The organism is Streptomyces sp. NPDC051219 (assembly GCF_040682335.1).
GTDB lineage: Bacteria > Actinomycetota > Actinomycetes > Streptomycetales > Streptomycetaceae > Streptomyces.
Window position 1 is genome coordinate 403,016 of record NZ_JBFBAS010000002.1, and the last position, 17,492, is coordinate 420,507.

Below are 17,492 nucleotides of genomic sequence, written 5' to 3' on the forward strand. Positions count from 1 at the left end.
CGCGGGGAGGGTGCCCAACGCGCCGCTACTGACCCCGAAGGGGTGGCTCCTCCTTCCGGGGGACGACATCGGCGCCGCCGACCGCCGTCGGCCGGGGGACATCTGACGCCCCCTCCCCTGGCAGTCCGCGACCGTCCGCGCAGGCAACGGGCGCGCGGGGTTAGCGTGGCGACGTGCCCTATTTCGATACCGCGTCCTCCGCTCCGCTGCATCCCGTCGCCCGGCAGGCCCTGCAGGCCTCGCTCGACGAGGGGTGGGCCGACCCCGCCCGCCTCTATCGCGAAGGGCGGCGGGCCCGGCTGCTCCTGGACGCGGCACGCGAGGCCGCCGCGGAAGCTGTGGGGTGCCGGCCCGACGAGCTGGTGTTCACCTCCTCGGGTACCCGCGCCGTACATACGGCGGTCGCGGGCGCCCTGGCCGGACGCCGTCGCGTGGGCGGCCATCTGGTCGTATCGGCCGTGGAGCACTCCTCCGTACTCCATGCGGCCGCCACGCACGAGGCGGCGGGCGGAACGCTGACCGAAGTACCGGTGGACCGGGCGGGGTCGGTGTCGCCCGGCGCGTACGCGGCGGCGCTGCGCAAGGACACCGCGCTCGCCTGCCTGCAGTCCGCCAACCACGAAGTGGGAACCGAGCAGCCGGTCGCGGCCGTGGCCTCGGCTTGCCGGGCCGCGGGGGTGCCGTTGCTGGTGGACGCGGCGCAATCGCTGCCCTGGGGTCCGGTGGAGGGTGACTGGTCGCTGCTCGCCGCCAGTGCCCACAAATGGGGCGGCCCGGCGGGCGTGGGGCTGCTGGCCGTACGCAAGGGAGTGCGGTTCGCACCGCAAGGCCCGGCGGACGAGCGGGAGTCCGGGCGGGCGGCCGGCTTCGAGAACATCCCTGCGGCCGTGGCGGCCGCGGCCTCACTGCGGGCCGTACGCGCCGAGGCTGCGGCGGAGGCCGGCCGGCTGCGCGAGCTGGTGGACCGGATCAGGGAGCGGGTGCCGGCACTGGTGCCGGACGTCGAGGTGGTGGGCGATCCGACGCGGCGGTTGCCGCACCTGGTCACCTTCTCCTGTCTCTATGTCGACGGAGAGACTCTGCTGCACGAACTTGACCGGGCGGGCTTCTCCGTGTCCTCCGGCTCGTCGTGCACGAGCAGCACACTGACGCCCAGCCATGTACTCCGGGCCATGGGGGTGCTCTCGGAGGGCAATGTCCGGGTCTCGCTGCCGCTCGGGACGTCCGGCGAGGAGGTCGACCGCTTCCTGGAGGTGCTGCCGGGGGCGGTGGCCGGGGTCCGTGACCGGCTGGGCGCGCCGGCGGCGGGAGCCCTCGAGACCACCGAAACCGACAGTTCGCCGGTCGTGGACGCACTCGGCCGCCGCTGCCCGATCCCGGTGATCGAGCTGGCAAAGGCCATCCGCGACGTGCCGGTCGGCGGCACGGTGACGGTCCTGTCGGACGACGAGGCGGCGCGGCTCGACATCCCGGCGTGGTGCGAGATGACGGGGCAGGAGTACGTGGGCGAGCAGTCGGCGGACCGCGGTGCTGCCTATGTGGTCCGCCGCCGCTCGTAACTCCTGCACCTGCTCAGGCCGGAGGGCCCGCCGCCCGGATGGCCTGAGGCCGGAGGGTCCTCAGGACAGGTGGGCCCGGACCTCCTCGGCGGCGTCGTGGCCGTACGCCTTGGTGAAGCGGTCCATGAAGTGGGCGCGGCGCAGGGTGTACTCCTGGGTACCGAGCGTCTCGATCACCAGGGTCGCCAGCATGCAGCCGACCTGGGCGGCGCGCTCCAGGCTCACGCCCCAGGAGAGGCCCGACAGGAAGCCCGCGCGGAACGCGTCGCCGACGCCGGTGGGGTCGACCTTCGCCTCCTCCTCGGGGCAGCCGACGACGATGGGCTCCTCGCCGACGCTCTCGATGCGCACGCCGCGCGAGCCGAGCGTGGTGACCCGCTGGCCGACGCGGGCCAGGATCTCCTCGTCGGTCCAGCCGGTCTTGGACTCGATGAGCCCCTTCTCGTACTCGTTGGAGAAGAGGTACGTCGCCCCGTCCAGCAGGGTGCGGATCTCCTCACCGTTCATCCGGGCGATCTGCTGCGAGAAGTCCGCGGCGAAGGGGATCTCGCGGCTGCGGCACTCCTCCGTGTGGCGGAGCATCGCCTCCGGGTCGTCCGCGCCGATGAGCACCAGGTCGAGGCCGCCGACGCGGTCCGCGACCGACTTGAGCTCGATCAGCCGGGCCTCGCTCATCGCACCGGTGTAGAAGGAGCCGATCTGGTTGTGGTCGGCGTCCGTCGTGCACACGAAGCGTGCGGTGTGCAGTACCTCGGAGATACGGACCGAGGCGGTGTCGACACCGTGGCGGTCCAGCCAGGCGCGGTACTCGTCGAAGTCGGATCCCGCGGCGCCGACCAGGATCGGCCGGGTGCCGAGCTGCCCCATGCCGAAGCAGATGTTGGCGCCGACGCCGCCCCTGCGGACGTCGAGGTTGTCGACGAGGAAGGAGAGGGAGACCGTGTGCAGCTGATCCGCGACCAGCTGGTCGGCGAAGCGGCCGGGGAAGGTCATGAGGTGGTCGGTGGCGATGGAGCCGGTGACTGCGATTCGCACGGCGAGGACGCTCCTGTGGAGAGGTGGCGTTGACAGTTCACGCTACCGGGTTCCGGAGCCCACGCCGACCTGGCAAAACTACCCGATAGTAGGTCTTTTTTCGTGACGACCGCCGTGCATACGGTGCTTCCATACGGGGTCCTCGAGCGGATCTCCGAGACACGGGAGCAGCCCGCATGCCGAAGCACATCGTGACGGATCCCGCCCCTGAGTTCAGCCTGGCCCAGCTGCGCGGCGACTGCGCCCGTATGGCACCGCACTGGGCGGTTCCGGCCGAGCCCGCGCCCGTACCGGTGCGACCGTCGCAGATCCACGGGATCACCGTGCCGGCCGCGTCCGCCCGGCTGATCGACGCCATGTCCGAGTACGGGGACTGACCCGCCGGAAGGGAACCGCTCGCTCCCCCTTTCCGTCTCAGCCGTGTCCCCTGTCGAAGGAGTAACACGGTGAGCAGCGAGCGGTCCGACACATCCGCCGACGGCACCCGCCGAGGGCGTTCCCCGCTTGTCGTCGCCTCGGTCGCGGCCGCGGTGCTGCTGGCCGGCGGCGGTGGCGCGTACTTCGCCACGACCGCGGCCGGCAACAGCGGCGAGGGCGGCGGGAAAGGCTCGCCCGGCGCGGAAGGCAACCCGCCGCCGCTCGCTCTCGGCGGTCATACGGACGGCTCGGGGCAGGGCGGCATCGCCCCCGGTGAACCCGACCCGAACGGCGTCGTCTACCGCGCCGAGGGCAAACTGCCGGACGGCCCCGACTCGGCGTCGGTCTACCGCACGCGGGGCGAGGTCTCTCGGGCGGAGGTGGCCAGGCTCGCGAAAGCGCTCGGCGTCGCGGACAAGCCACGGCTGGAGGGCGACGTCTGGAAGGCCGGGGTGGTCAGGGACTCGGCCGGGCCCGTGCTCCAGGTGAACCGGCAGGCCCCCGGGACCTGGACGTTCGTGCAGTACGCGGTGGGCGGCAGCGACAACTGCGTGCCCGGCAAGGACACCTGCGGCGGGACGACGGCCCCTCCGGGCGATGCGGGTCAGGCGGTGAGCGAGAAGGCCGCGAAGGCGGCTGCCGCTCCTGTGCTGAAGGCGCTGGGCCAGGACGACGCCAAGCTGGACGCCCGGCAGCTGATGGGCGCGGTGCGCGTGGTGAACGCCAGTCCGGTCGTGGGCGGGCTGCCGACGTACGGCTGGAACACCGGGGTACAGATCGGCCCGGACGGCAAGGTGGCCGGCGGCAGCGGTCAGCTGAAGACCCCCGTGAAGAGCGACACCTACCCGGTGGTCGACGCGGACGAGGCGCTCGCCCGGCTGAACAAGGCCGGCGAGGGCGGCGGGCCGATCGGGATCGGCGGCTGCGCGACGCCGGTACCGGTGGAGGAGCCGGCGCGGCAGGGTGACATCGCCGCACCGTGCGAGCCCTCGGGCGGTGCCGGGAAGCCGGAGACGGTGACGGTCGAGAAGGCGGTCTTCGGGCTCGCGGCGCACTTGGTGGACGGGCAGCAGGCCCTCGTCCCGTCGTGGCTGTTCCAGGTCCGGGGCAAGGCGGGCGCGGCGGACTTCACCATCACGCATCCGGCCGTGGACCCCGAGTACCTCACGGCCCCCGAGCCGGACCCTGCCGCCACCACGCCGCCGAAGGACTCGACGCCTCCGCCGGTGACACGAAGCTCGCCCATCGAGTCGTACAGCGCCGACGGCCGGACCCTGACCCTCACCTTCTGGGGCGGCGTGTGCAGCGACTACTCCGCGCAGGCCACCGAGAGCGATTCGGCGGTGACCGTGAAGATCATGGAAGCGGAGAAGGGCAAGGACCGGGTCTGCATCATGCTGGCCAAGGAGCTGACCGAGACAGTGACCCTGGACGAGCCGCTGGGTGACCGGAAGGTCGTGAACGGGGCGACCGGCGAGCCGGTGCCGCCGACGCGCAAGTAACCCCGCCTTACGACGGAGGCGGCGCTCCCGGTCTCCGGGGGCGCCGCCCTGCCTGTGCTGCGTGCTCTTAGCTGAACGAGTCGCCGCAGGCGCAGGAGCCCGTGGCGTTCGGGTTGTCGATGGTGAAACCCTGCTTCTCGATGGTGTCGACGAAGTCGATGGAGGCACCGCCGAGGTAAGGGGCGCTCATCCGGTCGGTGACGACCTTGACGCCGTCGAAGTCCTTCACGACATCTCCGTCGAGCGAGCGCTCGTCGAAGAAGAGCTGGTAGCGCAGGCCGGAGCAGCCACCGGGCTGAACGGCGACGCGCAGCGCAAGGTCCTCGCGGCCTTCCTGGTCCAGCAGGGCCTTGACCTTGGCCGCGGCGGCGTCGGACAGGAGGATGCCGTCGCTCACAGTGGTCTTCTCGTCCTGAACGGACATCTGCTTCACTCCCGGGTTGTTCGGACTGCTTGCCGTCGACTGCAACCGACGGGGCCGCGGATTCATTCCGGGCCTGAGCTTGGTCTCGGTTCTTCATGCTCGCACACCTGTGAGGCGGGCGGGAATGCGTCACATCGACACTATGGACATCGTCAAACTGACGTGAAGCGGTTATGATTGATAGCGTCAAAGAGACGAGAAGGTCCCGCTGCAGATGAAGAAGGGGTGCGTGTCGTGACCACCGCCCAAACCCGCCCGGAGCTCGACGTCCAGCCGACGCCGCTCGCCCTTCTGCTGCTCGGCCGCGAGGCCGACCCCAGGAGCGAGCGCGGTGTGGAGTGTCCCGGCGACCTGCCCTCGCCGTCCGACCCGGACCTGGTGGAGCGCGCCCGTGCCGCCAAGGAGAAGCTCGGGGACAAGGTCTTCGTCCTGGGCCACCACTACCAGCGTGACGAGGTCATCCAGTTCGCCGATGTGACCGGTGACTCCTTCAAGCTGGCCAAGGACGCCGCCGCGAAGCCGGAGGCAGAGTACATCGTCTTCTGCGGTGTGCACTTCATGGCGGAGTCCGCGGACATCCTGACGTCCGACAGCCAGAAGGTCGTTCTGCCGGACCTCGCCGCAGGCTGCTCGATGGCCGACATGGCCACTGCCGAGCAGGTGGCGGAGTGCTGGGACGTGCTGACCGAGGCCGGGATCGCCGAGGAGGTGGTGCCCGTCTCGTACATGAACTCCTCCGCCGACATCAAGGCCTTCACCGGCAAGCACGGCGGCACGATCTGCACCTCGTCGAACGCCAGGCGGGCGCTGGACTGGGCCTTCGAGCAGGGGGAGAAGGTGCTGTTCCTGCCGGACCAGCACCTGGGGCGCAACACCGCCGTGCGGGAGATGGGCATGACGCTGGAGGACTGCGTCCTCTACAACCCGCACAAGCCGAACGGCGGCCTGACCGTCGAGCAGCTGCGTGACGCGAAGATGATCCTGTGGCGCGGGCACTGCTCCGTGCACGGCCGCTTCTCGCTGGACTCGGTCAACGACGTACGGGAGCGGATCCCGGGCGTCAACGTCCTGGTACACCCCGAGTGCAAGCACGAGGTCGTGGCGGCGGCGGACTTCGTCGGCTCCACGGAGTACATCATCAAGACGCTGGAGGCGGCTCCGGCCGGCTCGAAGTGGGCCATCGGCACCGAGCTGAACCTGGTGCGCCGGGTCGCTGCCACTCACCCCGACAAGGAGGTCGTCTTCCTCGACAAGACGGTCTGCTTCTGCTCGACGATGAACCGGATCGACCTGCCGCACCTGGTGTGGACGCTGGAGTCGCTGGCCGAGGGCAACCTGGTCAACCAGATCCAGGTCGACACGGAGACCGAGAGCTTCGCCAAGCTGGCCCTGGAGCGGATGCTGGCACTGCCGTAACGCTTCGCCTTCGTTTACGCGAAAGGGGCGCCCCCTCCGGGAGGGGCGCCCCTTTCGCGTGCGGGCCGACGCGGAGGTCCCGCGTCGGCCCGAGCGGCGTCAGACCTTTGCCAGGTCCGGCTTGTCGGCCGACGGTGCGGAGGAGGCCTCCGCCTTCGCCGCGCGCTTCGCTTCCCGCCTGGCGCGGCGGCGCTCCTTGCGGAGCTCCACCACCGCGTACAGCGTCGGGACCAGCAGGAGCGTGAGCAGGGTCGACGTGATCAGACCGCCGATCACCACCACCGCCAGCGGCTGTGAGATGAAGCCGCCCTCGCCGGTGACGCCCAGCGCCATCGGGAGCAGAGCGAAGATCGTCGCCAGAGCGGTCATCAGGATCGGGCGCAGTCGGTGACGGCCGCCCTCGATCACCGCGTCCACCACGCCCAGGCCCTGGGCGCGGTACTGGTTGATCAGGTCGATCAGCACGATCGCGTTGGTGACCACGATGCCGATGAGCATCAGCATGCCGATCATCGCCGGGACGCCCAGCGGGGTGCCCGTGACAACGAGGAGGCCAATGGCTCCCGTCGCCGCGAACGGGATCGAGACCAGCAGGATCAGCGGCTGGATGAGGGACCGGAACGTCGCCACCAGCAGCATGAAGACGATCGCGATGGCTGCCAGCATGGCCAGGCCCAGCGAGGCGAAGGCCTCTTCCTGGTCCTCCGACACGCCGCCGATGGTGGCAGTGGCGCCTTCGGGCAGGTCCAGCGCGTTGAGCTTGGACTGCAGCGCGGCGCTCACCGCGCCGGTGTTGTCACCCGTGGGCTTCGCCGTGACCGTCGCGGCGCGGGCGCCGTCGATCCGGGTCATCGACACCGGACCCGGCACCAGCTTCACCTCGGCGATGTCGCCGAGCTTCACCGGGCCGAGCGGCAGCGCCCGAAGCTCCGCGAGGGTCTTCGCGGGCTTGGCCGAGGTGATGACGATGTCCCGCTCGGTGTCGTCGAGGATCGCCTTGCCCGTCGTGGTGCCGCGCACCGCCTGGGCGACGGCCTGACCGAGGGCGGCCTCGGTGAACCCGGCCTCCGCGGCCTTGGCAGTGGCCCTGACGGAGATCCGCGGGATGCTCTGGGACAGGTCGCTCTGGACGTCGGTGACGTCATCGAGCCCCGCGACCTCCGCCCGTACCTGGTCGGCCGCCTTCTTCAGGACCGCCGCGTCGCCGGCCTTGACCACGACGCTGAGGTCCTGGCTGCCGAAGCCGTCGCCGGCGGCGATGGTGGTGTCACCGATGCCGTCGAGCTTGCCGAGCTCCTCGTCGATGCGGTCCTGCGTCTTCTCGAAGTCGGCCGAGTCCTCCAAGGTGACCTGGTACGAGGCCTGGTTGGCGCCCGTACCGCCACCGAAGGCCGCCATGAAACCGGACGAGCCGACGGTGACCTGGTAGTCCTTGACCCCCTCGACGGAGCCGAGCACCTTCTCGACCTTCCTGCTCGCCGCGTCGGAGGCAGCCAGGCTCGTACCGGGCGCCAGCTCCTGCTTGACCGACAGGACGTCCTGCTCGCCCTGGTCGAAGAAATTGGTCTTGAGCAGCGGTGCCATGCCGAACGTTCCGACCAGGATCACGACCGCCAGCGCCACGCTGGTGAGGCGGCGGCGCGTGGCGAAGCGCAGGACCGGGACGTACAGACGCTGGAGCCTGCTGCGGGCCTCCTTCTCCTCCGCCTTGCGGCGGGCCTCGTCCGGATTCTCCGCGGCGCCCTTGGGGGCGCGCAGGAACCAGAACGACAGGACCGGGACCACGGTCAGGGAGACGAGGAGGGAAGCGAGCAGGGCCGCGGTGACGGTGAGGGAGAACGAGCCGAACAGCTCACCCACCATGCCGCCGACCAGGCCGATGGGCAGGAAGACCGCCACCGTCGTGAGTGTGGACGACGTGACGGCGCCGGCGACCTCCCTGACCGCGGTGAGGATGGCCTCGTGGCGCTCCTCGCCGTAGCCCAGGTGCCGCTTGATGTTCTCCAGAACCACGATGGAGTCGTCGACCACCCGGCCGATCGCGATGGTGAGCGCGCCCAGCGTGAGCATGTTGAGCGACAGGTCGCGGGTCCACAGCACGATCAGCGCGAGCACGACCGAGAGCGGGATGGAGACCGCGGTGACCAGGGTCGAGCGGAGAGAGGCCAGGAAGACCAGGATCACGACGACCGCGAAGACCAGGCCGAGCATGCCCTCGGTGGTCAGGCTCGAGATGGACTTGGAGACGGCCGGTCCCTGGTCGCTGACCACCGTCAGCTCGGCGCCGGCGCCGAGGTCCGCGCGCAGCTCGGGCAGCTTGTCCTTCACCGCGTCCGAGATGGCGACCGCGCTGCCGTCGTTGTCCATGGTGACGACGACAGCGAGGCTGGGCCTGCCGTTCGTACGGGTGAGGGAGACGGCGGTGGACGGCTCCTGCTTCACCGTGGCGACATTGCCGAGCCGGACCGGCTTCGGCGGCTTGCCGTCGCCCTTGGGTGCGGCGGTGACCCGCAGGTCCTCGATCTGCTTCAGGGAGGTGTAGCCGCCGCCGACCTGGACCGTACGGCTCTTGCCCTGCTCGTCGAAGGAGCCGGCCGGCACGGTCGCACCGCCCGCCTGAAGCGCCTGGCCGAGCGCCCCGACGTCGAGGCCGGCCGCGGCCAGCTTCGCGTCGTCGGGCGTGACGGAGATCTGGAGGTCGCGGACACCGTCGATGCTGACCTGGCCGACGCCGTCGATGTCGTCGAGGGCGGGTACGACCGTGCGCTCGAGCTGGTCGGCGAGCGCCTGCTGGTCCTTGTCCGAGGTGACGGCGAGGACGACGGTCGGGATGTCGTCCGTCGAGCCGGCGACGACCTGGGGGTCGACCTCGGCGGGCAGCTGGACGCGGGCGCGGTTGACGGCCTGCTGGACGTCGGCGACGAGCTGCTTGGTGCCGCTGTCCCCGTAGTCGAAGGTCGCCATGATGACGGCGTTGCCCTCACTGGCCGTGGAGGTGACACCGGTGATTCCGTCGACCGCCTTGATGGTGCTCTCGAGCGGTTCGACTACCTGCTTCTCGACCACATCGGGGGACGCGCCCTGGTACGGGGCCAGCACCGACACCATCGGGAGTTCGATGGAGGGCAGCAGCTGCTGCTTGAGCTGCGGGATCGCTATGGCGCCGAAAACGAGCGCGACGATCGAGATCAGCCCGGTCAGCGCTCGCTGCTTGAGACTGAATCTGGACAGCCAGTCCATGGGTGAGGGTCTCTCTTCTGTGGCTTACGAGGCAGGAGGGGCGCAGGAGGGCGCCCTTCTATACCTTCGGCCACGGAAGAGGGGGATTCCTCGCTCCCAGGTCCCTTTCCTTATGCCGCGCATACCGCAGCTGGAGTACGGCGACGGGCGCTCAATCCACCCTTGGACGTACCAGCCCCGATTCGTAGGCGATGACGACCAGCTGTGCCCGGTCCCGGGCGCTCAGCTTCGCCATCGCCCGGTTCACATGAGTCTTGACGGTGAGCGGGCTGACTTCGAGCTGCTGCGCGATCTCGTCATTGGAGTACCCGCCCGCGACCAGGCCGAGGACTTCACGCTCCCGGACGGTCAGCGCGGCCAGCCGTTCGGAGTGGGCGCCCGGGTCTCCGTCGCCCTCCGAACCGCCGCCCTGCGCGAGGAACTTGGCGATGAGCCCCTTGGTCGCCGCCGGGGAGAGCAGGGCCTCGCCCGCCGCGGCGATACGGATGGCGCCGAGCAACTCCTCCGGTTCCGCACCCTTGCCGAGAAAACCCGAGGCGCCCGCCCGCAGGGACTGCACGACGTACTCGTCGACCTCGAAGGTCGTCAGCATGACGACCCGTACGTCGGCGAGGGCCGGGTCGGCGCTGATCAGCCGGGTGGCCGCGAGGCCGTCCGTACCCGGCATCCGGATGTCCATCAGGACGACGTCCGCCCGCTCGGAGCGCGCGAGCAGTACCGCCTCGGCGCCGTCGGACGCCTCGCCGACGACCTCCATGTCGGGTTCGGAGTCCACCAGCACCTTGAACGCGCTGCGCAGCAGCGCCTGGTCGTCGGCGAGCAGCACCCTGATCGTCATCGTTCCTCCCCCGCGCGAGCCTCGACCGGCAGTATCGCCTGTACGCGGAACCCGCCGCCGTAGCGGGGACCGGCCGAGCAGCTGCCACCGAGGGCGGTGGCCCGTTCGCGCATGCCCATCAGCCCGTGACCGCCGCCGTCCTCGGGGCGCCCGGCGTCCCCCCCTGTGCCGTTGTCCAGGACGGTGACCTCGACGCATGAGCCGACGCGTACGACGCTGACCTCCGCCTTGGCTCCGGCGCCCGCGTGCTTGCGCACATTGGTCAGCGCCTCCTGGATGACCCGGTACGCGGCCAGGTCGACGGCCGCGGGGAGCCGGCCGTCGTCGCTGCGGGCCACCTCCACCGGCAGGCCCGCGTTCCGGAAGGTGTCCACCAGCTCGTCGAGGACGGCGAGTCCGGGGGCCGGTTCCGTCGGCGCCTCCGGGTCGCCCGACTGGCGCAGCAGGCCGACGGTGGCGCGGAGTTCGTTCAGGGCCGAGCGGCTGGCCTCGCGTACGTGCGCGAGTGCCTCCTTGGCCTGGTCCGGGCGTTTGTCCATGACATGGGCGGCCACCCCGGCCTGGACGTTCACCAGGGCGATGTGGTGGGCGACGACGTCGTGCAGGTCGCGGGCGATACGCAGCCGCTCCTCGGCGACCCGGCGGCGGGCCTCCTCCTCACGGGTGCGCTCGGCTCGCTCGGCCCGTTCGCGGATGGCGTCGACGAAAGCGCGCCGGCTGCGGACGGCGTCACCGGCTGCGGCGGCCATGCCGGTCCACGCGAAGATGCCGATGTTCTCCTGGGCGTACCAGGGCAGCGGGCCGGCGAGCATCGCCGCCCCCGTCAGCCCGGTCATGGTCAGCAGGCCGACCCGCCAGGTGGTGGGGCGGTCCGTGCGGGAGGCCACGGTGTACAGGGCGATGACGGCGCACATCGGAACCGGGGCGCGCGGCTCACCGGTGACGAGTTCGATCAGGGAGACGACCCCCGTGGCCGCGAGCACCGCCATGGGACGGCTGCGGCGGAAGATCAGCGCGACGGCGCCCAGGACCATCAGCGCGAGGCTGAGGACGTCGGGGGTGCGGGTGCCGAAGGTCGGGCCGTGCGGTCCGTGCGGGTCGGCGAACGAGCCGACGATCATCGCGACGAGCACGGCGAGCGCGAGGGCGGCGTCCATCGCGAGCGGATACTCGCGCAGCCGGTGCCGCGTACGGGCCAGGCCCGCTCCGAAGGGGGTCGTCACGTGAAGCAACGGTACGGCGTGCCACGCCGACCCAGAACCGGACCACGGCCGGCCACCGACGCCGGCGCCGGGACGGAGCTCCGGCCCGGCGGCGGAGCGAAGCGCGCTGCCCCGCTCCCGCGTGGGCGGGGGCGGGGCAGCGCGGTGTTGGAGGGGGTGGCGGTCAGCCGGGGATGAGGCCGTCCTCACTGAGCATCTCGCGGACCTCTTCGAGCGTCGCCCCGGAAGCGGGCAGGATCAGTTCGGACGGCTCCAGCGCCGCGTCCGGAAGGGGCTCGCCCAGTTCGCGCACCCGGTCGAGCAGTGCGTTCAACGTGCGGCGGAAGCCGGACTCGTCCCCGCTCTCCATCTCGGCGAGCAGCTCGTCGTCCAGCTTGTTGAGCTCGGCGAGGTGGCTGTCGGCCAGCATCACCTGCCCCTCCCCCATGATCCGTACGATCACGACGCTCTCCTTCGTGGGGCGCGGGGACTACTGCTTGTCGAATTTGTGCTGCGTCTGCGACGGCCGGGCGTCCTGTGCGTCGGCGCCGCCCTCGATGGCCTGCTTGGGCGCGGACCCGCCGGCCAGCTCGGCCTTCATCCGCTGGAGCTCCAGCTCCACGTCGGTACCACCGGAGATCCGGTCCAGCTCGGCGGCGATGTCGTCCTTAGCCATCCCGGACGGGTCGTCCAGGGCGCCGGAGGCCAGCAGCTCGTCGATCGCGCCCGCCCGGGCCTGCAGCTGGGCGGTCTTGTCCTCGGCGCGCTGGATCGCCAGGCCGACGTCCCCCATCTCCTCGGAGATGCCGGAGAAGGCCTCGCCGATCCGGGTCTGCGCCTGCGCGGCGGTGTAGGTGGCCTTGATCGTTTCCTTCTTGGTGCGGAACGCGTCGACCTTGGCCTGCAGCCGCTGGGCGGCGAGAGTCAGCTTCTCCTCTTCGCCCTGCAGCGTCTGGTGCTGTGTCTCCAGGTCCGTGACCTGCTGCTGCAGTGCGGCCCGGCGGGACAGCGCCTCGCGGGCCAGATCCTCGCGCCCCAGGGCCAGTGCCTTGCGGCCCTGGTCCTCCAGCTTGGACGACTGGCCCTGCAGCTGGTTGAGCTGCAGTTCGAGGCGCTTGCGGGAGGTCGCCACGTCGGCTACTCCGCGGCGTACCTTCTGCAGCAGTTCGAGCTGCTTCTGGTACGAGTAATCGAGGGTCTCGCGCGGATCCTCGGCCCGGTCAAGGGCCTTGTTTGCCTTCGCGCGGAAGATCATCCCCATACGCTTCATGACACCGCTCATGGGCTTCGCGCGCCCCCTTCTGACGGACTACGACTCCAGCACTCCAACAGAACCCACAGTACGGGCCCTGCATCCATTACCGCACTGTTCGAGCGCGGATGCGCTCCTCCTCCAGAACGACTGTTGACGGCCGCCCTCAGGCGTAGGGAGTAGGTGTCGCCCAGGGAATCTCCCGGCCGCGCCCGCTCTGCCCCCATAACGACGCGTGCCGTTGCGGGATCGTTCCCCATGGGGGTGGGGTTCAAGGGCCCACTACCCCTTACCCTTGGGTTTTGTGTTCCGTAGCCGTTCCAAGGAAGAGAAGGCCGCGCCCACCGCCAAGGTGACGACGGACCTCTCCAAGCAGCCCCGTGACCCGCAGGCCCCCAAGGGCCGCCCCACGCCGAAGCGCAGCGTCGCCCAGACGCAGCGCCGGTCCGTGGTGGCCTCTACAGGCAACCGCAAGGAGGACGCGAAGCGTGCGCGGGAGCGCCGCCGTGCCGACCTCGCCCGGCAGCGCGAAGCCCTGGCGAGCGGTGACGAGCGCTACCTTCCGGCGCGTGACAAGGGCCCGGTGCGCCGCTTCGTGCGCGACTTCGTCGACTCGCGTTTCGCCATCGCCGAGTTCTTCCTGCCGCTCGCGGTGGTGATCCTGGTCCTCAGCATGGTGCGGGTGTCCAACATCCAGAACATCGCGCTGCTGCTCTGGCTCGGCGTCATCATCATGATCGTCATCGACTCGATCGGTATCTGGATCCGGCTCAGGAAGCAGCTCGCAGAGCGCTTCCCGGACGAGCCCAAGCGCGGCGCCATCGCCTACGGCCTGATGCGTACGCTCCAGATGCGCCGGCTGCGTCTGCCGAAGCCGCAGGTCAAGCGCGGAGAGCGGCCCTGAGTACTGCGGTCTCCGGATTCGACGGCGCTTCCTCCGCCTGGCTGAAGGGCTTGGGCGGCCTGCGCAACACCGTCCGCCAGGAGCTCGTCGCCCGCCAGGTCGACGAGCAGCTCGCCGCGCGCTTCCCGGTCGGGCAGCGGCTGCGGGTCCTCGATGTCGGTATGGGTCAGGGCACTCAGGCCCTGCGGCTGGCCCGGGCCGGCCACAAGGTGACCGGGCTGGAGTCGGACCCGGCCATGCTGAAGGCGGCGCGTGACGCCCTGGCCGGTGAACCGGCGGGCATCTGTGCGCGCGTGCGGCTGATCGAGGGCGACGGCCGCGACACAGGGGTGCATTTCCTGCCGGGCAGCTTCGACGTCGTGCTCTGCCACGGCGTGCTGATGTATGTCCAGGAGCCGGACGCGATGCTCGCGGGACTGGCCCGGATGCTGGCCCCCGGCGGTCTGCTGTCCCTGCTCGTACGGAACGCGGACGCGCTCGCGATGCGACCGGGCCTGTCGGCAGACTGGCCGGCGGCGCTCGCCGCGTTCGACACCGACGCGTACACCAACCGTCTGGGCCTGGAGGTCCGGGCGGACCGGCTGGACGCGCTGACCAAGACGCTCGCCGGAATCGGCGCCCCGCTGCATGCCTGGTACGGCGTGCGTGTCTTCACCGACACGGTGGGCACTGCGGATCCGGCGGACGCCACGGACTCGGGCGAAGCGGGCGGCAGGGCGGGCGGCGACGCCGGACTGCCGGCGGCCGGCGAGCTGGAGCAACTGCTGGCCGCGGAGGACCGGGCCGGGCGCACGGATCCGTACCGCCGGGTCGCCGCGCTGATCCATCTCTGTGGAGTGCGCGGCTGAGCCGGGCGCGTCCCTGTCCCCGGCATGCCCCAGCCCTCTGGTCCGCCCTCCGATCCAGTACTGGATACCTGAATAAAAGGGATAATCCGGGCATGGATGGTTCACGCAACGGTATCCGCGACCGTGTCCACCGACTGGTGCTGCCCGTGATCGCCGCGCTCGGCACCGTGGCCCTGCTCGGCGGCTGTACGAACGGGGCCTCCCCTTCCCCGACGCGGGCGGGCCCGGCCGAGGCGGGGCCGCGGCGGGCGACCAACGAGCTGCAGGAGGACTACCAGAAGGTGATCAAGGACGTACTGCCCTCGGTCGTCCAGATCGAGACGGCGTCCGGACTGGGCTCCGGCATTGTCTACGACGACAAGGGCCACGTCGTCACCAACGCCCATGTGGTCGGCCGGGCGCGGGACTTCAAGGTCACCGCGTCCACCGGCAGCGGGGCACTCAAAGCGAAGCTGGTCGCCACCTATCCGGAGCAGGACCTCGCCGTAGTGAGGCTCGACCAGGTCCCGGCAGGGCTGAAGACCGCCAAGCTCGGCGACTCCTCGAAGGTCGAAGTGGGCCACATCGTGCTGGCCATGGGGAGCCCGCTCGGCCTCTCGAGCAGCGTCACCCAGGGCATCGTCTCGGCGGTCGGGCGCACGGTCAGTGAGAGCCAGGAGGGCGGAGGGACCGGCGCCACCATCGCCAACATGGTGCAGACCTCGGCCGCCATCAACCCGGGCAACAGCGGCGGCGCGCTGGTAAACCTCGACAGCGAGGTCATCGGCGTCCCGACGCTCGCGGCCGCCGACCCGGAGCTCGGCGACACGGCGCCCGGCATCGGCTTCGCCATCCCGGTCTCGACGGTGAAGAGGATTGCCGACCAGATCATCAAGGACGGCAGGGTCACGGACTCGGGGCGGGCGGCACTGGGCATCACCGGGCGCACCCTCCTCGACGACACCTTCACGCCGGTGGGGGTCGCGGTGGTGGAGACCGTGGAGGGCGGGGCGGCGGAAGAGGCGGGCATCCGGGTCCAGGACGTCATCACGAAGCTGGGCGACACCGGCATCACCACCATCACCTCGCTGGCCGAGGCACTCGCTGCGTACCAGCCGGGCGACAAGGTGCGAACGACGTACCTGCGCGACGGCAGCGAACGGACCGCCGAGGTCACCCTCGGCGAGATCTGAACCCCGCCAGGATCGTGCACCGGTTCAGCCGCTACCGAACCGGCTACCGGCGGCGTCCAGCCACCGCGGAGCGCCACGGCCGGGCCCGTCGTCCCCGGCGGGGAGCGGCAGGCCCGGCCGTCGCAGGCCGGGCGAACGCAGGTCGCCCGGCCTGCGTCAGGCGTTCTCGGCGTGCAGGCTCATCGGGCCGTAGATCTTCGCGCCGTCCTCGAACAGGGACACCTGGTCGGCACCGCCCTCGACGAGGTCCTTCCAGACCTCACCGATCCACGATTCCGCGTCCCCCTGCGTGGTGAACTCCTCCGGCTCCACCGCCGGTTCCGTCTCCGTCCCGTCGGACTTCTCGAACCGCCACGTCCACGCCATGTCGCCTCCTGGGTCCGGCCACTTCTTCGTCACAGCCTGCCCGCAGCGTAGCCGGGCGCGCACCAGCCGCGGTGACGCGGGAGGATCGTCAGCGTGGAACTGACTCTCCTCGGCACCGGGGCCCCCGAAGGGCTGCCGCGTCCCGACTGCCCCTGCGCCGCCTGTGCGGTGTCGCTGGGCGGCCGGGCGCGCGCCGCCACCGCACTCCTCGTGGACGGCGCGCTGCTTCTCGATCTCACCCCGGGGGCCGCCCTGGCCGCGGCCCGGGCCGGGCACTCCCTCGCCGGTGTACGGCATGTGCTGCTCACCCACCCGCACGACGGACCGGCCGTTGAGCTGCCCGTGGGGCTGCCGGCTGCCGGCCGGGTGCCCGACGGCCGGGAGCTGGCGCTGATCAGCGGACACCGGGTGAGGGCGGTGGCGATGGACTCGCCGGGCACCGGGTACGAGGTGACCGGCCCTGACGGGGACCGGCTGCTGTACCTCCCACCGGGCGGCGCCACCGCGGGGACGGAGGGAAACGGTCCGCAGACCCCGTACGACATGGTGCTCCTCGATGTCACCGGCCGTCCCGACGCGCTCGCCCGGCTGCGTGCCAACGGCGCCGTCGGCCCGGTCACCGATGTGATCGCCGTCCATCTCGACCACGACGTGCCACCGGGCCCCGAGCTGGAGCGCCAACTCGCGGCGGCGGGTGCACGCGCGGTGCCCGACGGGACGACCGTCGTGGTCGGCGACTACCACGCGGTGCCCGACCTCCCGCGCCGCACGCTGGTGCTCGGCGGAGCCCGCTCGGGCAAATCGTTCGAGGCGGAGCGCCGGCTCGCCACCTTCCCCAAGGTGCTCTACGTGGCCACCGGCGGCAGCCGTGACGGCGACACCGAGTGGGCCGTCCGGGTCAGCTTGCACCGCGACCGCCGGCCGGCCTCCTGGCGGACCGTCGAGACGTGCGAACTCGTCCCGCTGCTGGCCAAGGACGGGCCGCCGCTGCTCATCGACTGCCTCGCACTGTGGCTCACCGACGCAATGGACCAGGCCGGCGCGTGGGACGACGCCACGTGGGCGTCGGGCGGCGAACGGGAGCTGCGGGAGCGGACGGCGGCGCTCGTCGCGGCGGTGCGCGGCACCCGCCGTACGGTCGTCGCGGTGAGCAACGAGGTGGGCTCCGGTGTCGTCCCCGCGACCGCTTCCGGCCGCCGCTTCCGGGACGAACTGGGCCGCCTCAACGCCTCGGTGGCCGGTGAATGCGAGCAGGTGCTGCTGGTCGTAGCGGGGCAGGCGCTGACGCTGCGCGGGCCGGACATTCGCTGACACGGG

General features: G+C 71.1%; 16 protein-coding genes. 8 read left to right on the forward strand and 8 right to left on the reverse strand.

Annotation, left to right across the window (positions count from 1 at the left end):
• Positions 1–173 precede the first annotated feature (173 nt).
• A complete protein-coding gene (locus AB0M62_RS04615; protein ID WP_366072628.1) occupies positions 174–1,559 on the forward strand; it encodes an aminotransferase class V-fold PLP-dependent enzyme in 1,386 nt (461 codons plus the stop codon).
• A 60-nt stretch (positions 1,560–1,619) separates the two neighbouring features.
• Here AB0M62_RS04615 and AB0M62_RS04620 read toward each other — a convergent pair whose 3' ends face one another.
• Positions 1,620–2,594 carry a carbohydrate kinase family protein gene (locus AB0M62_RS04620; protein ID WP_366072629.1) on the reverse strand — a complete coding sequence of 325 codons (975 nt, stop codon included), beginning with the start codon at positions 2,592–2,594 and terminating at the stop codon, positions 1,620–1,622.
• A gap of 176 nt (positions 2,595–2,770) precedes the next feature.
• Here AB0M62_RS04620 and AB0M62_RS04625 point away from each other — a divergent pair, with 176 nt between their 5' ends.
• Both AB0M62_RS04625 and AB0M62_RS04630 read left to right on the forward strand, forming a co-directional pair.
• On the forward strand, positions 2,771–2,971 hold the full coding sequence (locus AB0M62_RS04625) for a hypothetical protein (RefSeq protein ID WP_366072630.1): 201 nt from the start codon (positions 2,771–2,773) through the stop codon (positions 2,969–2,971).
• 69 nt (positions 2,972–3,040) lie between these two features.
• Positions 3,041–4,513 carry a hypothetical protein gene (locus AB0M62_RS04630; protein ID WP_366072631.1) on the forward strand — a complete coding sequence of 491 codons (1,473 nt, stop codon included), beginning with the start codon at positions 3,041–3,043 and terminating at the stop codon, positions 4,511–4,513.
• Positions 4,514–4,580: 67 nt separating this feature from the next.
• Here AB0M62_RS04630 and AB0M62_RS04635 read toward each other — a convergent pair whose 3' ends face one another.
• Entirely contained in the window at positions 4,581–4,937 is a 357-nt protein-coding gene (locus AB0M62_RS04635; protein ID WP_366072632.1) for an iron-sulfur cluster assembly accessory protein, read from the reverse strand.
• 234 nt (positions 4,938–5,171) lie between these two features.
• Here AB0M62_RS04635 and nadA point away from each other — a divergent pair, with 234 nt between their 5' ends.
• Positions 5,172–6,353 carry a quinolinate synthase NadA gene (gene nadA / locus AB0M62_RS04640; protein WP_366072633.1) on the forward strand — a complete coding sequence of 394 codons (1,182 nt, stop codon included), beginning with the start codon at positions 5,172–5,174 and terminating at the stop codon, positions 6,351–6,353.
• 99 nt (positions 6,354–6,452) lie between these two features.
• On the opposite strand, the gene AB0M62_RS04645 is transcribed toward nadA, so the two are convergent.
• The 5 genes from AB0M62_RS04645 to AB0M62_RS04665 form a co-directional block, all read right to left on the reverse strand.
• The gene (locus tag AB0M62_RS04645; protein WP_366072634.1) at positions 6,453–9,593 is read right to left on the reverse strand and encodes an efflux RND transporter permease subunit; all 3,141 of its coding nucleotides are present in this window, start codon (positions 9,591–9,593) and stop codon (positions 6,453–6,455) included.
• Positions 9,594–9,744: 151 nt separating this feature from the next.
• Entirely contained in the window at positions 9,745–10,431 is a 687-nt protein-coding gene (locus AB0M62_RS04650; protein WP_366072635.1) for a response regulator transcription factor, read from the reverse strand.
• Positions 10,428–11,588 carry a sensor histidine kinase gene (locus AB0M62_RS04655; protein WP_366072693.1) on the reverse strand — a complete coding sequence of 387 codons (1,161 nt, stop codon included), beginning with the start codon at positions 11,586–11,588 and terminating at the stop codon, positions 10,428–10,430. Before AB0M62_RS04655 ends, AB0M62_RS04650 begins: the two co-directional genes overlap by 4 nt.
• A gap of 229 nt (positions 11,589–11,817) precedes the next feature.
• Complete coding sequence (locus AB0M62_RS04660) at positions 11,818–12,096, reverse strand: hypothetical protein (RefSeq protein WP_366072636.1); 279 nt, start codon at positions 12,094–12,096, stop codon at positions 11,818–11,820.
• Positions 12,097–12,123: 27 nt separating this feature from the next.
• The gene (locus AB0M62_RS04665; protein ID WP_366072637.1) at positions 12,124–12,903 is read right to left on the reverse strand and encodes a PspA/IM30 family protein; all 780 of its coding nucleotides are present in this window, start codon (positions 12,901–12,903) and stop codon (positions 12,124–12,126) included.
• A gap of 286 nt (positions 12,904–13,189) precedes the next feature.
• On the opposite strand from AB0M62_RS04665, the gene AB0M62_RS04670 reads away from it, so the two are divergent.
• The 3 genes from AB0M62_RS04670 to AB0M62_RS04680 all read left to right on the forward strand — a co-directional run bounded on the left by AB0M62_RS04670 (position 13,190) and on the right by AB0M62_RS04680 (position 15,809).
• The gene (locus tag AB0M62_RS04670) at positions 13,190–13,789 is read left to right on the forward strand and encodes a DUF3043 domain-containing protein (protein WP_366072638.1); all 600 of its coding nucleotides are present in this window, start codon (positions 13,190–13,192) and stop codon (positions 13,787–13,789) included.
• 50 nt (positions 13,790–13,839) lie between these two features.
• Positions 13,840–14,637, forward strand: coding sequence for a class I SAM-dependent methyltransferase (locus AB0M62_RS04675; RefSeq protein WP_366072639.1), 798 nt, complete (start codon positions 13,840–13,842; stop codon positions 14,635–14,637).
• A 92-nt stretch (positions 14,638–14,729) separates the two neighbouring features.
• Positions 14,730–15,809: a trypsin-like peptidase domain-containing protein gene (locus AB0M62_RS04680; RefSeq protein WP_366072640.1), complete on the forward strand. Its 1,080-nt coding sequence runs from the start codon at positions 14,730–14,732 to the stop codon at positions 15,807–15,809.
• A gap of 156 nt (positions 15,810–15,965) precedes the next feature.
• Here AB0M62_RS04680 and AB0M62_RS04685 read toward each other — a convergent pair whose 3' ends face one another.
• On the reverse strand, positions 15,966–16,175 hold the full coding sequence (locus AB0M62_RS04685; protein WP_366072641.1) for a hypothetical protein: 210 nt from the start codon (positions 16,173–16,175) through the stop codon (positions 15,966–15,968).
• Positions 16,176–16,268: 93 nt separating this feature from the next.
• Here AB0M62_RS04685 and AB0M62_RS04690 point away from each other — a divergent pair, with 93 nt between their 5' ends.
• Positions 16,269–17,486 (forward strand): bifunctional adenosylcobinamide kinase/adenosylcobinamide-phosphate guanylyltransferase, encoded by a 1,218-nt coding sequence (locus tag AB0M62_RS04690; RefSeq protein WP_366072642.1) that lies wholly within the window; start codon positions 16,269–16,271, stop codon positions 17,484–17,486.
• Positions 17,487–17,492: the final 6 nt, after the last annotated feature.